Here is a 17,266-nt window from a genome sequence, read left to right on the forward strand (position 1 = left end):
GGCCCGGCCCCGCTTGACGGGGCCGGGCGTCTTTTTTCGTTTGTCGCGCAGCGCCGCGCCGTTCGGAGCGACCGATGGCTGAAACCACCCAATATCTCACGCTCGGCCTCGACAAGGAGGTGTTCGGCATCGGCATCCGCAACGTGCGCGAGATTCTCGATCTGCGGCCGATCACCCGCCTGCCGCACGCGCCGGACTTTCTGCTTGGCATGATCGACGTGCGCGGCAGCGGCTATCCGATCGTCGATCTGCGCGTCAAGCTGGGATTGCCGGCGGCGACGCCGACGGAGGCGACGCGCATCATCATTCTCGACGTGCCGATGAATGGTCGCACCATCGGTGTCGGCTTCGTCGCCGACTGCGTCTTCGAGGTCACCGACATCGACGAGAGCCGGATCGAGGCGCCGCCCAATGTCGGTGGGCGCTGGAAGTCCGACTACATTGCCGGCATCGGCCGCAAGGGCGACAAGTTCGTGATCGTATTCGACCTCGCGCGGCTGATGGCGTCCGAGGGGATGCCGCTGGCCCCGCAGGCCGCGGCCTGATCCGGGACGGTGCAGCGATGTGGCAGGCCGCCGCGCATCTGACGGAGCAGCATTTTCGCTCCGTCGCCGATCTGGTGCAGGATCATGTCGGCATCCGCCTGCCGGCCGCCAAGCGCTCGATGATCGAGGGGCGGCTGCAGAAGCGGGCTCGCGCGCTCAACTACCGCAGCCTCGACGACTATGTCGAGCATCTGTTCGACGCGCGTAACTTCGACAACGAGCTGGTGCACCTGATCGACAGCGTCACCACCAACAAGACCGACTTCTTTCGTGAGCCGTCTCATTTCGAGTTCATGCAGCGCGTGGCGGTGCCGGAGCTGCTGAGCGGCCGTCGCGGCGCGCCGCTGCGGCTGAAGGTGTGGAGCGCCGCGTCGTCGACCGGCATGGAGGCCTACACCATCGCCATGGTGCTGGACGACATGGTGCGTCGCGGCGGCAAATTCCACTTCCGCATTCTCGGCACCGACATCTCCACCAACGTGCTGCAGCAGTCGAAGCTCGCGATCTATCCCCGCGAGGTCATCGCGCCGGTGCCCCCGGAATTTCGCAAGCGCTACTTCCTGTCGGCAAAGGACAAGTCGCGGGACGAAGTCCGCGTCGTGCCGGAACTGCGGGCCACGACGCATTTCATGCGCATGAACCTGATGGACGCGACCTATCCGGTGGACCGCGACGTCGACATCATCTTCTGCCGCAACGTGCTGATCTATTTCGACAAGCGAGTTCAGCAGCAGGTCGTCAAGCGGCTGTGCAGCCATCTGCGGCCGGGAGGCTTTCTCATGGTCGGGCACTCCGAATCGATGGTGCACGACGGCACCATCGGGCTGCGCCAGGTTCAGCCGACCATTTTCAGAGTATGAGCGATCAGATGTCCAAGCCAAAGCTGCGGGTTCTCATCGTCGACGACTCCGCCTCGGTACGCCAGATCCTGACGTCGATCCTCAACGAGGATCCCGAGATCGAGGTGATGGCGGCCGCCTCCGATCCGTTTGCGGCGGCACGCCGCATCCAGGACGAAATCCCCGATGTCATCATTCTCGACATCGAGATGCCGCGCATGGACGGCCTGACGTTCCTGCGCAAGATCATGGCGCAGCGGCCGATCCCCGTGGTGATCTGCTCGACGCTGACCGAGCGCGGGTCGGATCTGATGTTCGAGGCGTTCGCCGCCGGCGCGGTCGAAATCCTGCCCAAGCCGCGGGTCGAGACGCGGCAGGCGCTGATGGAATCGTCGACGCGATTGCGAGACGCAGTCAAGGCAGCGGCGCGGGCGCGTGTGCGCCAGCAGCCGGTGCGGCGGCGTCCGGTCGAGGCCAAGCTGACGGCCGATGCGATCATTCCGCCGCCGGTGGCCGGCCGGGTGCGGCCGGAGACCGACCGTATCGTCTGCATCGGCGTGTCGACCGGCGGCACGGAATCGCTGCGCGACGTGCTGGAAGTGCTGACGCCGGATTGCCCGGGCATCCTCATCGTGCAGCACATGCCGCAGGGCTTTACCGCGGCGTTTGCGCGGCGGCTCAATGGGCTGTGCGCCATCGAGGTCAAGGAGGCCGAGGATGGCGAGCCGGTGCTGCGCGGCTGCGCCTATATCGCGCCGGGCGCTCGCCACATGCTGCTGCAGCGCACCGGGCTGCGCTACAACATCGCCATCAAGGACGGCCCGCCCGTGTCGCGGCATCGCCCGTCGGCGGACGTGCTGTTCCGCTCGGCGGCCCAGCACGCCGGCCGCAACGCGCTCGGCATCATCATGACCGGCATGGGCGACGATGGCGCCAACGGCCTTCTCGAGATGCGCAAGCTCGGCGCGGCGACGCGGGCCCAGGACGAGGAGAGCTGCGTGGTGTTCGGCATGCCCAAGGAGGCGATCGCTCGCGGCGCGGTGGACAAGGTGGTGTCGCTGACCCAGATCCCGCGCGAGATCATGGCCTGGGGGACGGTTGGACAGCTGGTTTCGGCAGGTTGACGATGAGCATGGACAGAATGGCTGATGTCGCGGTCGGCGCGGCGGCGACCGTCGCGGCGGTGACGGCGCGTATCGAAGGCACCTTCGCCGATGTCGGCGACCGGCTCGGGCGCTCACATGCGATCTTCGAGGGGTTGCAGCGTGATCTGGCGGCGATCGCCGCGCAGCTCTCGGGCGCCGACATGGAGAGCGCCTCGACCGCGCTGCAGGCGATCGCGGAGCGGCTCACCGGCCTTGCCGACGCCCTGCCGCAGCAGAGCGCGTGGCTGAAGAACATCGCCGGCGGCTGCGGCGATATCGCCGGCCTGCTGCTGCGCCTCGTCAAATCGATCCAGATGGTGGCGGTGATCGCGCGCAGCGCGCGCATCGAGGCGGTGTCGCTCAGCAACAACCGCGGTCACTTCATCGACTTTACCCAGGAAGTGCTGGATCTGGCCAAGTCCGCGCAGGCGCTGGTCGATGCCTGCAGCCGCGACCAGGAGCAACTGGCGCAGGCGATCGGCGCGGCGCTGACGCGCCAGACGCAGTTCGAGCGCGCCTATGGCGGGCAGCTCGGCTCGGTCGGCGCGGAGCTCGTCGCCGCCTACAGCGAGATACGCCGCCGCCAGGGGCAGAGCTGCGAAGTGGCGCAGGCCGCGGCGGCGGGCGCGTCGCAGATCTCGGCAGCGGTCGGCGACATGATCGTCTCGTTGCAGGCTGGCGACAGCGTGCGGCAGCGGCTCGAGCATGTCGGCCTGGCGCTCGGGCTGGTGTCGGCGCCGGCGAATGTCAGTCTCGTGCCCGACCGCGGGACGACGGCGGGGGTCGCCGGCCTGATCCTGCAGCTGCAGGCCGAGCAGCTCAAGGATACGGTCTCGGGCTTCGAGGCCGATATCGGCCGCATCGCGCGCGGCCTGCAATTGCTCTCCGCCGATGCGGCGCGGATGATCGCAGGCGGCAGCGCGTTGTATGGCGACGATGGCGGCATGACCTCGTTCCTCGACGCGGTGAAGCAGGGCCTCGCCCAGGCATCGGCGCTGATCGCCCAGTGCGAGGGCGCGCGCCGGTCGGTGACCGAGGCGACCGCGATCTTCGAGGGGACGCTCGCGAAGTTTGGCACCACCATCGCGGAACTCAGCGAGGCGGTCGCGGATATCATCCTGGTCGGCATGAACGCCAGCCTCAAGGCGGCCCATCTCGGCAACGAGGGCCATGCGCTGGTGGTCATCGCCAACGAGCTCGGCAACACCGCGAAGGAGATTTCCGGCAGCGCCGAGCTGCTGAAGCCCGTGCTCGACCGGATCGGCGAAGCGGCGGCGGCGCTGAGGGATCTGCAGCAGAACGGCGAGGCCGCCGAAGTCGGCGATCTCGCGCCCTCGATCGCCCAGGTGGTGCAGGACATCGGCGCCGGCAATGCCGAGCTGTTTGCGCTGCGCAGCCGCCTGTCGTCGGAGGGCGAGCAGTTCGCCCAGCTGGTTCGCGCCGCGGAAGAGCGGCTGCGCGGCTTCGACCGCGAGCTGCAGGGCGCAAAGCACCTGGCCGCCGATCTCGCCGGCGCGGGCCCGGCCATGGCGACCGTGGCGCAGGACGAGCGCGAGGCGTTCGGCGCGCTGGTGCGCGAGCGGTTGTATCCGGCCTATACCATGGCCGGCGAGCGCGACGTCCACAACAGTGTCCTGCGCCGTCTCGCGCTTGCCGAAATGGCCGAGGCTGCGGCCGCGCCGGCGGCGGCTGACGACGACGTGCTGTTCTTCTGAACCGCGGCGCTATCGCCGCACCAGCCGCGCCAGCCGCCGGATGGCGGGATCAATCGCGGCGGTCTCGATCTGGCCGATGCCGAACACGAGGCCGTCGCCGCCGCGCCGGTCGCGGCGATAGTTGTGCGCCGCCTGGACGAGGATACCGGCCTCGCGCGCCCGCGCCGCCAGCGTCACGGCGCTCGCGCCCGGGCGCAGCAGCGCCGCGAGATGCAGGCCGCTCGACGATGGAATCCGTGTCATGGCGTCGCCGAGATCGCGGCCGATCGCCCGTGTCAGCGTGTCGTGGCGTTCGGCGTAGATCCGCCGCATGCGGCGGACATGGCGGGCGAGATCGCCGCCGTCGATGAAATGCGCCAGCGCCATCTGCTCCAGCAGCGGGCATTGCCAGTCGGCCAGCCGCTTGGCCGCGACCAGCGCCGCATGCAGCCATGGCGGCGCGACGATGAAGCCGAGCCGCAGCGCTGGAAACATGCTCTTGGAGAACGTGCCGACATAGATCACCTGCCCGGCGGGAGCGAGGGTCTGCAACGCGTCGAGTGGCCGGCCGTGATGGCGGAATTCGCCGTCGTAGTCGTCCTCGACGATCACCGCCGCGCGGGCCCGGGCGAACGCGAGAAGCGCGGTGCGGCGCCGGGCCGACAGCGTGGCCCCCAGCGGAAACTGGTGCGATGGCGTGGTGTAGATCAGTGACGCGGAGCGCGGCAGCGCATCGACCACGAGGCCCTCGTCGTCGACCGCCACGGGGTGCAGCCGCGCGCCGGCGGCGAGGAAGGCCTGCGCTGCCGGCGGATAGCCGGGATCCTCGACCGCCGCGACGGTTCGGTGCGGCGTCACCAGCACGCGGGCGATAAGGTCGAGCGCCTGCTGTGCGCCAGTGGTGACGATGATGTCGTCCGCCGTGCAGGCGACGGCGCGGGCGAACGAGATGTGGCGGGCGATCGCCGCGCGCAGGGCGGGCGCGCCGTCCGACGGGCCGAGGTTGCCGCCGTCGCGCGCCAGCGCACGGGCCGCATGGGCGATCGATCGCCGCCAGACGTCGTGTGGAAAGCGCCGGGTGTCCGGAATGCCGATGCGAAAGTCGTAGGCCGCCGAAGCGACGATCGGCCCGGTCAGGCCGCCCTCGCGCCAGAGCGGTCGGATGCGGGCCTGCAGCACGCGCGGATCGAACGCGCCCTGTGTTCGTGGCGGCTGCGCGGCGCCGTCGCGCACGAAGGTACCTGCGCCGCGTCGGCTGGCGATCAGTCCTTCGCTGAGCAGCAGGTCGTAGACAGCGAGGACGATGTTGCGGGAGACGCCGGCCTGCCTGCCGAACTGGCGCGTCGAGGGCAGGCGGGTGCCGCCCACCAGGCGTCCGCTGACGATCGCGCTCTTGAGGTCGCGGTGCAGCCGCTCGGTCAGCGTGTCGCCCGGGGTGGAAGCGGCCGCCGCCTTCGCGAAAATGGCTCCATCGAATTCGCCAAATGTGGACCTTTTCATGGGGCCAATTATCGCGGCACGATGGCGCCATGACAAGGGTCGAGACGATATCCTCCGCCGTGCCGCTGCGCTCCCGCCCGAACGCAGCCGCGCACCGCCTGCTGCAGGGGCCGGTGCTGCCGACGCTGTTGCGGCTGAGCGTGCCAAACGCGGTGTCGCTGTGTGCCGTCACCGCGATCAGCATTGCCGAGACCGGCTATGTCGGCCGGCTCGGGACCGATGCGCTGGCGGCGATCGCCTTGGTACTGCCGGTATTCATGCTGCTGCAGATGATGGCGATCGGCGCCATGGGCGGCGGCATCACCGCGGCGGTGGCGCGGGCGCTCGGCGCCGGCGACATGGTGCGGGCGACGGCGCTGGTGCGTCATGCGGTGGTGATCGCGCTCGGCGCCGGCGCTGTCTTTACGCTGGTTGTCGTCGGCTTCGGCCGGCCGATCTTCGGCTGGCTCGGTGGCGAAGGCGCGGTGCTGGAGGCCGCGCTTGCCTATGCGCGCATCGCGTTCGCCGCTGCCGGAGCGATCTGGCTGACCAACGCGCTGGCGTCGGTGCTGCGCGGTACCGGCGACATGACGGTGCCGTCGGCGACGTTCGTCGGCATCGCGGTGCTGCAGGTCGTGGTCGGCGGCGCGCTTGGCCTCGGGCTCGGCCCGCTGCCGCGGCTCGGCATGGCGGGCGTCGCCTGCGGCGTGCTGGTGGCCTACACCGCGGCTGCGATCGGGCTCGGTCTCTATCTCGCCTCCGGCCGCGCGCGGCTGCGCTTCGACTGGCGCCTCGCGCCACTCGATCCCAAACTGTTCGGCGCGATCCTGCGCGTGGGGGCGCCGGCGTGTCTTGCGGCTTGTCAGGCTATCGGCGCGCTGATGCTGGTCGCCCATCTCGCCGCGCAGCTGTCCACCGATGCGCTCGCCGGCTATGGTATCGGCGCGCGGCTCGAGTTGCTGATGATGCCGCTGACGTTTGCATTCGGTGTGTCGGCGACGCCGGTGGTCGGCGCCGCGATCGGCGCGGGCAATGTCGCGCGGGCGCGCGAGGCGGCGTGGACGGCCGGCCTGCTCGGCTTCGCCGCGACCGGGGCGCTCGGCATCGCCGTCGCGATCATGCCGTCGTTATGGGTCGGGTTGTTCAGCAATGATGCCGCCGTCGCGGCGGCTGCGGACACTTATTTGCGGTTTGCCGGGCCGGCATTCGCCGGGTTCGGCCTCGGACATTGTCTCTATTACGCATCGCAAGGCTCGGGCCGCATCGTGCCGATGGTGCTGGCGCAGTCGGTCCGCCTTGTCGTGGTCGTCGCCGGTGCGGTCTGGATCGGTCACGCCGGCCTGACGTCGACGCGACTGGTGCTGCTCGCGGCGGCGGGCTTTGTCGCCTACGGGCTCGCTGCGGCCGTCGCGATGCGTCTCAGCCGCTGGGGGACGCGACGCTGACATGGTTTGGCGATCCGCCGCGCCAGGGTGGATCCAGCAGAGGAGGCCTGGACATGGCAATGACGACCGCATCGATCCCCGCCGGCGCGAGCTGGTTTGTTCCCCGCAGCACGCTGCGGGCTGCTGCCGCCGGCGTTGCCGTCGCCATGGCCCTCGGCAGTGCAGCGGCGCCGCTGCAGCGGATGACGGCGCCACTGTCGGTGCTGTCCGGCATCATCTGCGTAGCCAGCGCCGCGGACGGCCGTGATGCGCGGCCCGATCCCGTCGTCACGCCGGTGGCGTCCCATGCGCTGCCGAACGTGCCGGGCAAACGCGTCACCGTGGTGCGGGTCAGCTACGGCCCCGGCGGCTTCTCGCCGCCGCATCATCACAGCGGTTCGGTGACCGCCTACATTGTCAAGGGCACTATCCGCTCGCAGCTCGCGGGCGGGCCCGTCGAGACCTTCAAGGTCGGCGAGAGTTTCTTCGAGCCCCCGGGTGCGGTGCATCTGGTGTCGGAGAACGCCAGCGTCACCGAGCCTGCGGAACTGCTGGCGGTGTTTGTCGCCGATGAAGGCGCGGAGCTGACGACATACCACCAGTAGGGCGGCGGGAACTCCTGGCAGGCTGCCATCGCATCATGGTGAATGCGCCATTTACCCTGTTCTTAACGAGTTGGCGTTAAGACCGTCGGCGTCGCGCGTGAGGCCGCTTTCCCGTACAGCGACAGGCGGCGTGGTGATGGGTGGTCGATGTCCGTGGTGAGATGGACGGCGCTGGGCGTCGTGGTTCTGGCGCTGGGTGGGTGCTGCACATCGGGTCTGTGTACCGCCCCGTCGCCGATCGGCGTGCCCGTGGCCTGGGACGGCACAGGAACACGGCCGTCGGACGAGGTGCGGCCGGTCAAGCGTCACCGTCGCGCCCGTCACGAGATCGTGCTCGGGCCGCTCAACGCCGTGGCGCCGTCGCCGGCGCCCGTCGCGCAGGGCGGCAATCCGGCGGATGCCTACGCGCAGCAGCAGAGCGAGGCGGAGATCGCCGAGCAGGAACTCAGGCAGCATCTCGTAATCTGCCAGGGTTGCCTCGCGCACTGAGCGGCGCACGGCCGGGCTTGCGCCGCCATCGCGATCGCGCGAGGCTCGGTGCGCTCCGTCCGGAGAGCAGCGCCATGACTGCGATCATTCAGGTCACCGATACCGTCGATCTCGCCGCGATGCAGGCGATCGGCGGCGGCCTCGCGCGGTTCAACGCGGAGGCGGCGGGCTATGACGATCAGCGTGGCCTCGCGGTGGTCGTCGTCGATCCCGCAACGGCCCAGCCGCTCGGCGGCGCCTGCGGACGGTCATCGCTGGGGCTGCTGTTCCTCGATCTCCTGTTCCTGCCGCCGGTGTTGCGCGGGCGAGGTCTCGGCTCGCAGGTGCTGCGACGCTTCGAGGCGGAAGGCGCTCGACGCGGCTGCCGGGCCGCCGTACTCACCACCATCAGCTTTCAGGCACCGGGCTTCTATGAGCGGCACGGCTGGCGGCGCTTCGGCGATATTCCCTGCGATCCGCCTGGCACCAGCCGGATCTTCATGACCAGGCCGCTGGGCGCGGCCTGAACACGGCGCCGCAGCGCGTTCACGACACCTTGATCAGGGGCATCGCGCGGGCGCCCGGGCGGAGCGCGGAGCGCCATGCCGACAGCAGTGCCGGCAACTCGCCGGCGGGAACAGGCGGGCTGAACAGGAAGCCCTGCGCTTCGCTGCAGCCTTCGGCACGCATGCGGTTGAGCTGCTCGAGCGTCTCGACGCCTTCCGCCGTGGTGCGCATGCCCAGGCTCTTGCCGAGGCTGATGATGGCGCGAACGATCAGATCGGAGCCATCGGTCGTGGTCGCGTCCTTGACGAAGGAGCGGTCGATCTTGAGCTTGTCGAACGGGAAGCTGCGCAGGTAGCTCAGTGACGAGTAGCCGGTGCCGAAATCGTCGAGTGCGATACGCGGACCGAGGCCACGCAGCTTGTGCAGCGTCGCCAGCGTCTCGACGCTGTTGGCGAGCAGCACCGACTCGGTGATCTCCAGTTCGAGACGCCGCGCCGGCAGCCTGGACAGCGCCAGGGCCTCGGCGACCGCATCGATCAGGCGCGGACTGCGGAACTGGACCGCGGAGATGTTGACCGCGACCTTCAGCTCGTTCGGCCAGCCCGCGGCTTCGTCGCAGGCGCGCCGCAGCGCCCATTCGCCGAGCGGGATGATCAGGCCGATTTCCTCTGCGATCGGCACGAACTGGTCGGGAGGTACGAGGCCGCGTGTCGGATGACGCCAGCGCAGCAGCGCCTCGAAGCCGCAGATCTCGTTGAGGGAGAGGTCGTACAGCGGCTGGTAAAACAGATCGAACTGGTCGCGCTCCATCGCTTCGCGCAGGTCGAGTTCGAGCGCGCGCCGCTCCTGCAGAATGGCGTCCATCTCCGGCTCGAAGAAACGCCATGTTCCGCGGCCATCGGTCTTGGCGCGGTACAGCGCGACGTCGGCGTTCTTGAGCAGCTTCTCGCCATAGGTGCCGTCGCCCGGCGCCAGCGAGATGCCGACGCTGCAGCCGATCACGATGCGCTGGTCGCCGAATTCGTAGGGTTCGGCGACGCACTCGACAATGCGGCGGGCGAGGCGGGCGGCATCCTCGGGGGTCTCGATGCCGGACTGGATGATGGCGAATTCGTCGCCGCCGAGGCGGGCGACGGTGTCGACCTCGCGGACGCAGGCGCGCAGGCGGTCCGCGACCGCGCACAGCAGTTCGTCGCCGACCGGGTGCCCCAGCGTGTCGTTGACCTGCTTGAAGTTGTCGAGGTCGAGGCAGAACACCGCGAAGTTCGAGCCGCGGCCGGCCTGGGCGATGGCCTGCTCGATGCGCTCGGCGAGCATCGAGCGGTTCGGCAGCTTGGTCAGCGCGTCGTGGCGGGCCATGAAGGCGATCTGGGATTCCGCCTTGCGCTGTTCGGTGACATCCTCGTAGGTGATCAGCCAGCCGCCGTCGGCGGTCGGGCGGTTGTTGACCTCGACGATGCGCTCGTCGCTGAGCTGCAGGAAATAGCTGGCCTTGTCGTGGGCGGCGCTGCGCTGGTGTTCGGCGAGCAGGTCCTCGGCGGTCTGGTCGCTGTGATTGCCGGCGGCGACGCTGAGGCCGAGCACCTCGGCGAAAGACATGCCGGGGCGCACGCGTGCGAACGGAATGCAGAAGATCTCGCAGAAGCGGCGGTTCACCACCTGCAGGCGTGCGTCGCGGTCGTACAGGCACAGGCCCTGCGACATGTTTTCGAGAGCCGCATCGAGCCGCAGGTTGGTGGCGTGCAACTGTGCTTCCTGCTCCTTCAGCGCGCTGATGTCGCCATAGACGATGATCGAGCCGCCTTCCTGCGTATGGGAGCGGCTGACGCGCAGCCAGCGCCCGTCCGGCAGTCGCGCCTCGCGGGTGGTCGCCGCGGCGACGGGGCCGTCGGCGGGTGAGGTGGCGTCTTCGGGCGACAGCAGCTCCGGATGCAGCAGTTGCGGCGCATCGTCGATGAACTGGCAGGCCTGAGCGTTGGCCAGCGCGATGCGGCCATCGGCGTCGAGCATCACGACGCCCTCGCGGGAGTTCTCGAGCGCGTCGGCGAGGCGCGCCTGCGCGGAGCGGCGCTGCGCGATCTCGCGCTCCATCATCGCGCGGATGTTGTCGCGCATCACGCCCATGGCCCTGAGCAGCATGCCGAGTTCGTCGTTGCCGCCCGACGGAATGCGGGTTTCGAGATCGCCGCCGGCGATGCCGCGGGCGGCCGCCGATGCCACCGCGACCGGGCGGATGATGCGCCGCGCCAGCAGCCAGGCGATCAGGGCGGACAGCAGCAGGGCGGTCGCGAGGCCGGCGATGTTGAGGCGCAGTTCCTTGTCGATCGCCGCCAGCGCGCGCTGGCGGAAGAGGAAGCCGTCGCCTGCGGTGTAGTTCACCAGCAGCTCGACTTCCTGGTCGACGATCCGGGAATACTGGTCGACGTCGCTGATCAGGACCGGCGCGCCATCGCTGGGGCCGGCGTTGCCGAGCGCCTTGAGATGCAGCTTCTCCCAGGCGGTTGCCGCATCCTGGGCCTTGCGCGCGGCGGCGGCGGCGCGCGCCGACTGCGAGCGTTCGGCGGCGATCGACAGATCCTCCGTCAGGGTCCTGGCAAGCGAGGTGATTTCGTCGTTGAGGGCCTTGCGCGCGGCCGGATCCTCGGTTGCGAGGCTGCGGGCGAAGGCCGCGCGCATCGCCGAGAAGTCGGCGGCGGCCGCGCGCGCATAGTTGATCGACATCAGCGATTCGTCGAACGTCTTGGCGACGAGCTCGCCGGCATGGCGGATGCCGAGCGTCGCGTAGGTGCCCATCACCGCGGTGACGATGCACATCGCCAAAAACGCGATCAGGATCTGGTTGCGGATCGTGCTGACGCTCGCCAGCAGGCGCGGCAGCCAGCCGCCCGCTAGGCGAGCGGCGGTGCTGTCGGCAGCTTTCTGGTCGACGGACGGATTCATCCAGACTCTTTATATAAGCATCGTGCGCAGCGCGCCTTGCACGTACGCTGCACGTATGCGCATCGGTAACGTGACGGCTTTCTCTTAAATTGACGTTGTAAATTGCCGCAACCGATTGCGTGATCGTTAAGGGTTTCTTACCGCCTTGGGCTATAGTGCGGCGCGTCCGGGCCATCGACGCCATGACGGTGTCCGGCGTGCAGGTATCCTGGGAGAGGCCGTAATGCGACGATGGGCTGGTCAGTTGGGGCTCGGCAAGGCGAGCGCCGCCCGTCTCGCGGCAATTGCGGCGGCCGGGCTTCTGGCCGGTGTCGCCCTCGGTGCGGCTCCGCACGTGATCTCGCAGAAGAACCGCGAATTCAGGCCGGGCGACATCGTCATTCAGCGCGGCGAAACTTTACAGTTCGTTAACGATGACGGCGATCTGCTGCATCACATCTACACGAACGCGGCCGCCTTCAAGTTTGATTCCGGCGATCAGCAGCCCGGCAGCAAGTATGACGTCACGTTCAACGTCGCCGGCGACTACACCGTGCTGTGCGCGATCCATCCCAAGATGAAGCTGTTCGTTCACGTCAAGTGAGGCGGCGGGGCGTCGCCGCGCGTCACAGCACCGCGGTGTTGAAGATCATGGCGTGGCCGACGTAGTAGACGGCCAGCGTTGCCGCGAGCGCCGCGCTCATGCCGAGCGGCGCCAGCAGCGGATGGCGCTTTTCGTCCGGCACGGTGCGGTTGTCGGCCATGATCGCGAACAGCACGGCGATGATCGCCGAGTGGCCGATGGTGTCGATCTTGCCGAACTCGAAGCACGCGCTGATGAACATGCCGGCGAGGATGATGGCGCCGATGCGCCGCACCAGCGGCGTCCACACCAGCGCGAACGCCAGCACGAATTCCACCATGCCGGCGGCGCGCATGTAGAACTCCGAGCTGAAGCCGAAGGTCAGCGCCGGATGTTCGATGAAGATCGGGAAGCTCCACTCCGGATAGGCCCACTTCTCGATCGACGCCCACATCAGCGTGATGCCGGTGGCGTAGCGCACGACGTCGATCGGGGCGATGCCGAACAGGTCCTTCTGCAGCCCGGTCAGGATGAGATAGGCGGCGACGCCGAGAAAGATCGGGTAGTCGGCGAGATGGAAGGCGCCATAATCGTGCACCGCGATGGCGAACAGCACGACGATGCACAGGCCTGTCAGCGGCATCGTCCGGCGCGAGACCAGGGCCGCCGCCGCGACCAGCTGGATGGCGGGAACGACCACCGAGGTGGTCTTGAGCTCGGGGGTTAGAATGATACCGCCCACAGCCCAAATGGAAACGAGGAAGAAGCCGACGACGGCGCGGATCATCACCTCGGTGTTGAGCCGGATCTGACGTGTCGCGGCATCGAGCGAGCGGGTCATCGCCGCGCCGATGAAGGTGCGCTCGACGAAGCAGCCGAACAGCAGCCAGAACAGGGCGATGCCGAGCAGCAGCTCGAAGTCCTGGCAGAGCACGTTCTCGAGGCCGCGCGGCTGGCCGGCGACATCGTAGGCGCAGAACCATTTGACATGGGCTTCGGCGCTGCGGGCGCCGAGCATCGACAGCGGCAGCGCCAGCAGCAGCCGGGCGAACGGTGGGATCATGCTGGAGGCACCGACCGCACGTGCGCCATGGTTAATGGTCGGTGAACTATTACTCGTCATTATACTTCAACCACAGCGTTTATTTTCGATTAATTATAACTGCATTTGATTTAACTTTCGACCATTGGTTTGGGCGTCGTTGGTTTGTGGTTAATGTTTGTAAACAACTTCAAATCGCGAAAAAGACACGCTGATTCAAACCGATGTTGCCGTGAATCGGTTGTGGCGCCGCCGCTCTGCACATGGCGCGCAGCTCTCATGATTGGTATTTGAGAACCGATGTAGGAATGTATACCTGGTGGTCTTCAGCCAGATGGATCGAATTTTAGCGATCGGACTCATCGGACTGGAAGGCGGGTCGCGTAGGGAAGGCTCCGTCAGTTTCGGAGCAGGTCAATGGCTGGGATCATCACCTTCGCGAAGGATTGTCGCGACACCGCGGATGCGGCTCTCACGCGAGCGCTGCGCTCGGATACCGTCGCGGCGTGCGTCGGCTGGACCATGATCGCAGGTCTCGGCAGCGTCGGCGCAGCGCTGCAGCACGTTCTCCAGAGCCATATTCTCTGAAAGCTTCGATGCCGCCGGCGCGGCGTCGTCAACGCAGCGGCGGCGGTGGGCTGGGCGTGACCGGCGCGCCGTCAAGCGTCTGCAGGAAGGCGATGAGATCCGCCTTCTCCTCGCCTGTCAGTCCCAGCGGCTTGATCTCGGGCGAGCGGCTCGGACGATCGATGCCACCCCGGTCGTAGAGGTCGATGACCTCACGCAGCGTCGCCGCCGAGCCATCGTGCATGTAGGGCGGGCGGCGTGCGACATCGCGCAGCGTCGGCGTCTTGAAGGCGTAGCGCAGCTTCACCGAAGTCGGAAACATCTGGCCGCGGCCGATGTCGTCGCCGGTGGCGGTGCCGATGTCGTGGAACGAGCCGTCGGTGAACGAGGGGCCGCTGTGGCAGGCGGCGCAGTTGGCCTTGCCGTTGAACAGCGCGAAGCCACGCTTGGCCTGTGCGCCGATGGCGTTGTCGTCTCCCATGATCCAGCGATCGAACGGCGCTTCGCCGGCGACGATGGTGCGTTGGTAGGTGGCGAGCGCCTGCTCGATCCGTGGCCGCGTCACCTTGCTGTCGCCATAGGCGCGCGCGAACGCATCGGCGTATCCCGGCGCGGCCGACAGGCGCTTGATCAGTTCGTGCTCGGTGATGTCCATGTTGGCGGCGCTGCTGAGCGGACCGAAGGTGACGGATTCGAGGTCGGCAAACTTGCCGTCCCAGCCGAGCGGCTCGATGAATGCGACGTCGATCAGCGTCGGCGAACGCAGCGGCATTCTCCTGGCGCCGATCGCGCGCGGCAGGCCATCGCTCCATGACAGCGCCGGATTGTGGCAGCTCGCACAGGAGATCGTCCTGGAGCCCGACAGCAACGGATCGAAGAACAGCTTTTCGCCGAGCGTGTGCTTGGCGGTGCTGAAGGGATTGCTGTCGGGGAAGGGGATGGTGGCCGGGCGGCGGTAGCTGGCGCGCACGGCAACGGGATCGGCTGGCTGGTCTGCCGCGATCAGTGCAACGGGCAAGGCCAGCAGCACCGCTGCGGCAATGGAATAGCCAGCCCAGTTTCTCATCGTAGCCTCTCGCGGCCACCTTGGCGGACTATGGTTGAGGATGTCTTAACGTTTCCGGGGCTGCGGCGTCCTGCCCCGGGGAGCGTTCGTGCGGGATCGGCGCGGCCACGAACGCCGCTGTCATCAAGGCGCGCAGCCGCGCGACCAGCGCGGGATCGGCCTTGTCGGGATGGCCGCTGTCGAACGGCGGATCGGGATCGTACTCGATGCCGAGCTGCAGGCCGTGCGCGACACGCTCGCCGGCGATCCGCGCCGCGAAGGCCAGCGCCATGTCGAGGCCGGCGGCGACGCCGGCCGAGGTGATGACCTTGCCGTCCTCGACCATGCGCGCGCTGGTCGGCGTCGCGCCGAAGGCGGCGAGGCGATCGAGCGCCGCCCAGTGCGAGGTCGCGCGCCGGCCGCGCAGCAGGCCGGCGGCGCCGAGGATGAGGCTGCCGGTGCACACCGATGTGGTCCAGCGCGTGGTGGCGTCGATGCGGCGGATCCAGTCGAGCGTCGCCGGATCGTCCTGCATCGCGGTGGCGTCACCCGCGCCGGGCACCAGCAGAATGTCGGCGTGCATGACATCGGCGAAGCCGGCGTCCGCGATCAGGCTGATGCCGGAATCCGTGTGCACGGGCCCGGCCTGTCTGGCGACGCGCATCGCGGTGACACCGGGCAGGCGGCTCAGGATCTCGTGCGGGCCGATCAGGTCGAGGGCGGTCATGCCCTCATAGAGCAGGAAGGCGAATTTCATCGGGGATCTCCTCGCGCGCCGTTCGGTGCGCGCCGTGTGATGCCGCGATGATGGGGGCCGGGTCCGCCGCTGACCATGACAAACGCATGGTCATTGCTGCCAGTGCGTGCGGCGTCAGACCGTCGGCGCGAACGCGCGGCGGTAGGTCGAGGGCGAGGCGCCATAGCGCCTGGCGAATGCCTTGCTGAAGGCGGTGGCGTCGGCGAAGCCGGCGCGCGCTGCCACAGTGCTGACGGGAATGGCGTCGTCGCCGAGCAGCGTGCGGGCGCGGTCGAAGCGCAGCTCGGCGAGCAGCTTGCCGGGCGCGAGGCCGAACACCTCGCGGCAGCGGCGATGAAACGTGCGCTCGCTCATGCCCATGGCGCCGGCCATCGCCTCGACCGTGACGTCGTCGTCGAGGCGCGTTTCCAGCCACGGCACGAGGCGGTCGAGGTCGGGGCCCGGCCGCGCCTGCAGCGACAGCGGTGTCGAGAACTGCGACTGTCCGCCCGGGCGCACCAGGTGCAGCACCAGCATGCGTGCAATGGCGAGAGGCACGTCGGCGCCGAGGTCGCGGCCGACGATCGCCATCGCGAGATCGATGCCGGTGGTGACGCCAGCCGAAGTCCAGACATGACCATCCTCGACGAACAGCGCCTCGCGCTCGACCGTTGTCCCGGGGAAGGCGCGGGCCATCGTGTCGAGCGCGAGCCAGTGGGTGGTGGCGCGGCGGCCATCGAGCAGGCCGAGCGCGCCGAGCATGAACGCGCCCGAGCACACTGAGATCACGCGGGCGCTGCGGCGCGTGGCGCGCGCGATCCAGGCCATCAGCGCGCGGTCGCGCAGCGCCGCGCGCAGCGGCGCTTCGGTGGCGCCGGGGATGACAAGGGTGTGGATGGTCTTCGGGGCGGTGTCGAGCGGCGCGCCGCCAAGCGGCAGCCCGGCTGACGACGTCACCATGCCGCGGGCGCTGACGAAGGAGAGGTCGTAGGCCGGCCGGCCGGTGAGCTGGCCGGCCAGCGCGAACACCTCCGCCGCGCCGGCAACGTCGAGCAGCTGGACGCCGTCATAGAGCACGAAGACGACAGATCGGGGCTTGGCAGCTTTGGACATTTATTGGCCATAGCAGCCAATGCGGTCTGCCGTCCATCCGCGCGGCGGTCGCGGCGGGGCCGGTCAGATCACCTCGTACTGGACGCGCTCGCGGGCGGCGAGTTTCGGCAGCGCCTGTTCGACGATCAGCTCCTTGAAATGCGGTGTCTGCTGGTGATCGGCGTAAGCGGCCTCGTCGCGGAATACCTCATAGAGAAAGTAGCGGGCGGGGGTCGCGCGGGCGCGATGCACCGTGACGCTCAGCGTGCCCGGCTCCTTCCGCATTTGCGGCACGAAGCGGCTGAGAATGTCGGCGATCGCGGTTTCCTCGCCCGGCTTGGCCTCCCACAGCGCGGTCACCACGAAGCCGTCCTGCGTATCCCTGGTCATGTCCAGTCTCCTGTCTCGATGGCGGCCGCGGCGATGGGCCGGCGGCGGCGATGACAGGCGTAGCAGGGGCGGCGACAGCGGTGCTTCGATGGTGCTCGAAGCGTTGGCCGGCGCCCAGCGAACGCGAATGGCCGTCGCCGCTGAAATGGCATACCATTGATATGGCTGCGGAATTTCAGTCAACGG

General features: G+C 68.5%; 17 protein-coding genes. 10 read left to right on the forward strand and 7 right to left on the reverse strand.

The genetic code is table 11. The annotated features are described in order from the left end of the window. Positions 1-74: 74 nt before the first annotated feature. Genes JQ639_RS27160 through JQ639_RS27175 form a run of 4 tightly spaced genes read left to right on the forward strand, consistent with a single transcriptional unit; the run spans position 75 to position 4,244 of the window. The gene (locus tag JQ639_RS27160) at positions 75-545 is read left to right on the forward strand and encodes a chemotaxis protein CheW (protein ID WP_211962333.1); all 471 of its coding nucleotides are present in this window, start codon (positions 75-77) and stop codon (positions 543-545) included. Positions 546-562: 17 nt separating this feature from the next. Next, entirely contained in the window at positions 563-1,405 is an 843-nt protein-coding gene (locus JQ639_RS27165) for a CheR family methyltransferase (protein ID WP_211962335.1), read from the forward strand. Positions 1,406-1,413: 8 nt separating this feature from the next. After that, complete coding sequence (locus tag JQ639_RS27170; RefSeq protein ID WP_211962337.1) at positions 1,414-2,508, forward strand: protein-glutamate methylesterase/protein-glutamine glutaminase; 1,095 nt, start codon at positions 1,414-1,416, stop codon at positions 2,506-2,508. Positions 2,509-2,516: 8 nt separating this feature from the next. Next, on the forward strand, positions 2,517-4,244 hold the full coding sequence (locus tag JQ639_RS27175; protein WP_211962339.1) for a chemotaxis protein: 1,728 nt from the start codon (positions 2,517-2,519) through the stop codon (positions 4,242-4,244). A gap of 9 nt (positions 4,245-4,253) precedes the next feature. Here JQ639_RS27175 and pdxR read toward each other — a convergent pair whose 3' ends face one another. After that, a complete protein-coding gene (gene pdxR, locus JQ639_RS27180) occupies positions 4,254-5,723 on the reverse strand; it encodes a MocR-like pyridoxine biosynthesis transcription factor PdxR (RefSeq protein WP_211962341.1) in 1,470 nt (489 codons plus the stop codon). Positions 5,724-5,752: 29 nt separating this feature from the next. Between pdxR and JQ639_RS27185 the strand changes: the two genes are divergently transcribed. From JQ639_RS27185 to JQ639_RS27200, 4 genes are all read left to right on the forward strand, one after another. Beyond that, positions 5,753-7,147 carry an MATE family efflux transporter gene (locus JQ639_RS27185; RefSeq protein WP_211962343.1) on the forward strand — a complete coding sequence of 465 codons (1,395 nt, stop codon included), beginning with the start codon at positions 5,753-5,755 and terminating at the stop codon, positions 7,145-7,147. 59 nt (positions 7,148-7,206) lie between these two features. Beyond that, positions 7,207-7,731, forward strand: coding sequence for a cupin domain-containing protein (locus JQ639_RS27190; RefSeq protein ID WP_249122896.1), 525 nt, complete (start codon positions 7,207-7,209; stop codon positions 7,729-7,731). 147 nt (positions 7,732-7,878) lie between these two features. Then, a complete protein-coding gene (locus JQ639_RS27195; RefSeq protein WP_211962345.1) occupies positions 7,879-8,220 on the forward strand; it encodes a hypothetical protein in 342 nt (113 codons plus the stop codon). Between the two features lie 74 nt (positions 8,221-8,294). Beyond that, positions 8,295-8,726, forward strand: a complete 432-nt coding sequence (locus JQ639_RS27200; protein ID WP_211962347.1) for a GNAT family N-acetyltransferase — start codon at positions 8,295-8,297, stop codon at positions 8,724-8,726. A 19-nt stretch (positions 8,727-8,745) separates the two neighbouring features. Here the strand turns inward: JQ639_RS27200 and JQ639_RS27205 are convergent, their stop codons facing one another. Further along, a complete protein-coding gene (locus JQ639_RS27205; protein ID WP_211962349.1) occupies positions 8,746-11,646 on the reverse strand; it encodes an EAL domain-containing protein in 2,901 nt (966 codons plus the stop codon). A gap of 244 nt (positions 11,647-11,890) precedes the next feature. Between JQ639_RS27205 and JQ639_RS27210 the strand changes: the two genes are divergently transcribed. Beyond that, on the forward strand, positions 11,891-12,229 hold the full coding sequence (locus tag JQ639_RS27210; RefSeq protein WP_249122809.1) for a methylamine utilization protein: 339 nt from the start codon (positions 11,891-11,893) through the stop codon (positions 12,227-12,229). Positions 12,230-12,251: 22 nt separating this feature from the next. On the opposite strand, the gene JQ639_RS27215 is transcribed toward JQ639_RS27210, so the two are convergent. Further along, positions 12,252-13,271, reverse strand: coding sequence for a hypothetical protein (locus JQ639_RS27215; RefSeq protein ID WP_211962351.1), 1,020 nt, complete (start codon positions 13,269-13,271; stop codon positions 12,252-12,254). Between the two features lie 396 nt (positions 13,272-13,667). On the opposite strand from JQ639_RS27215, the gene JQ639_RS27220 reads away from it, so the two are divergent. Then, positions 13,668-13,838 (forward strand): hypothetical protein, encoded by a 171-nt coding sequence (locus tag JQ639_RS27220; protein ID WP_211962353.1) that lies wholly within the window; start codon positions 13,668-13,670, stop codon positions 13,836-13,838. A gap of 28 nt (positions 13,839-13,866) precedes the next feature. On the opposite strand, the gene JQ639_RS27225 is transcribed toward JQ639_RS27220, so the two are convergent. The 4 genes from JQ639_RS27225 to JQ639_RS27240 form a co-directional block, all read right to left on the reverse strand. Continuing rightward, a complete protein-coding gene (locus JQ639_RS27225; RefSeq protein WP_211962355.1) occupies positions 13,867-14,883 on the reverse strand; it encodes a cytochrome-c peroxidase in 1,017 nt (338 codons plus the stop codon). 28 nt (positions 14,884-14,911) lie between these two features. After that, the gene (locus tag JQ639_RS27230) at positions 14,912-15,619 is read right to left on the reverse strand and encodes a DJ-1/PfpI family protein (protein ID WP_211962357.1); all 708 of its coding nucleotides are present in this window, start codon (positions 15,617-15,619) and stop codon (positions 14,912-14,914) included. A gap of 114 nt (positions 15,620-15,733) precedes the next feature. Then, entirely contained in the window at positions 15,734-16,711 is a 978-nt protein-coding gene (locus JQ639_RS27235) for a GlxA family transcriptional regulator (protein WP_211962360.1), read from the reverse strand. A gap of 63 nt (positions 16,712-16,774) precedes the next feature. Next, positions 16,775-17,080, reverse strand: a complete 306-nt coding sequence (locus tag JQ639_RS27240) for a putative quinol monooxygenase (protein ID WP_211962362.1) — start codon at positions 17,078-17,080, stop codon at positions 16,775-16,777. Between the last annotated feature and the right edge of the window lie 186 nt (positions 17,081-17,266).

Source organism: Bradyrhizobium sp. U87765 SZCCT0048 (assembly GCF_018131225.1).
In the GTDB taxonomy this organism is placed as follows: domain Bacteria; phylum Pseudomonadota; class Alphaproteobacteria; order Rhizobiales; family Xanthobacteraceae; genus Bradyrhizobium_A.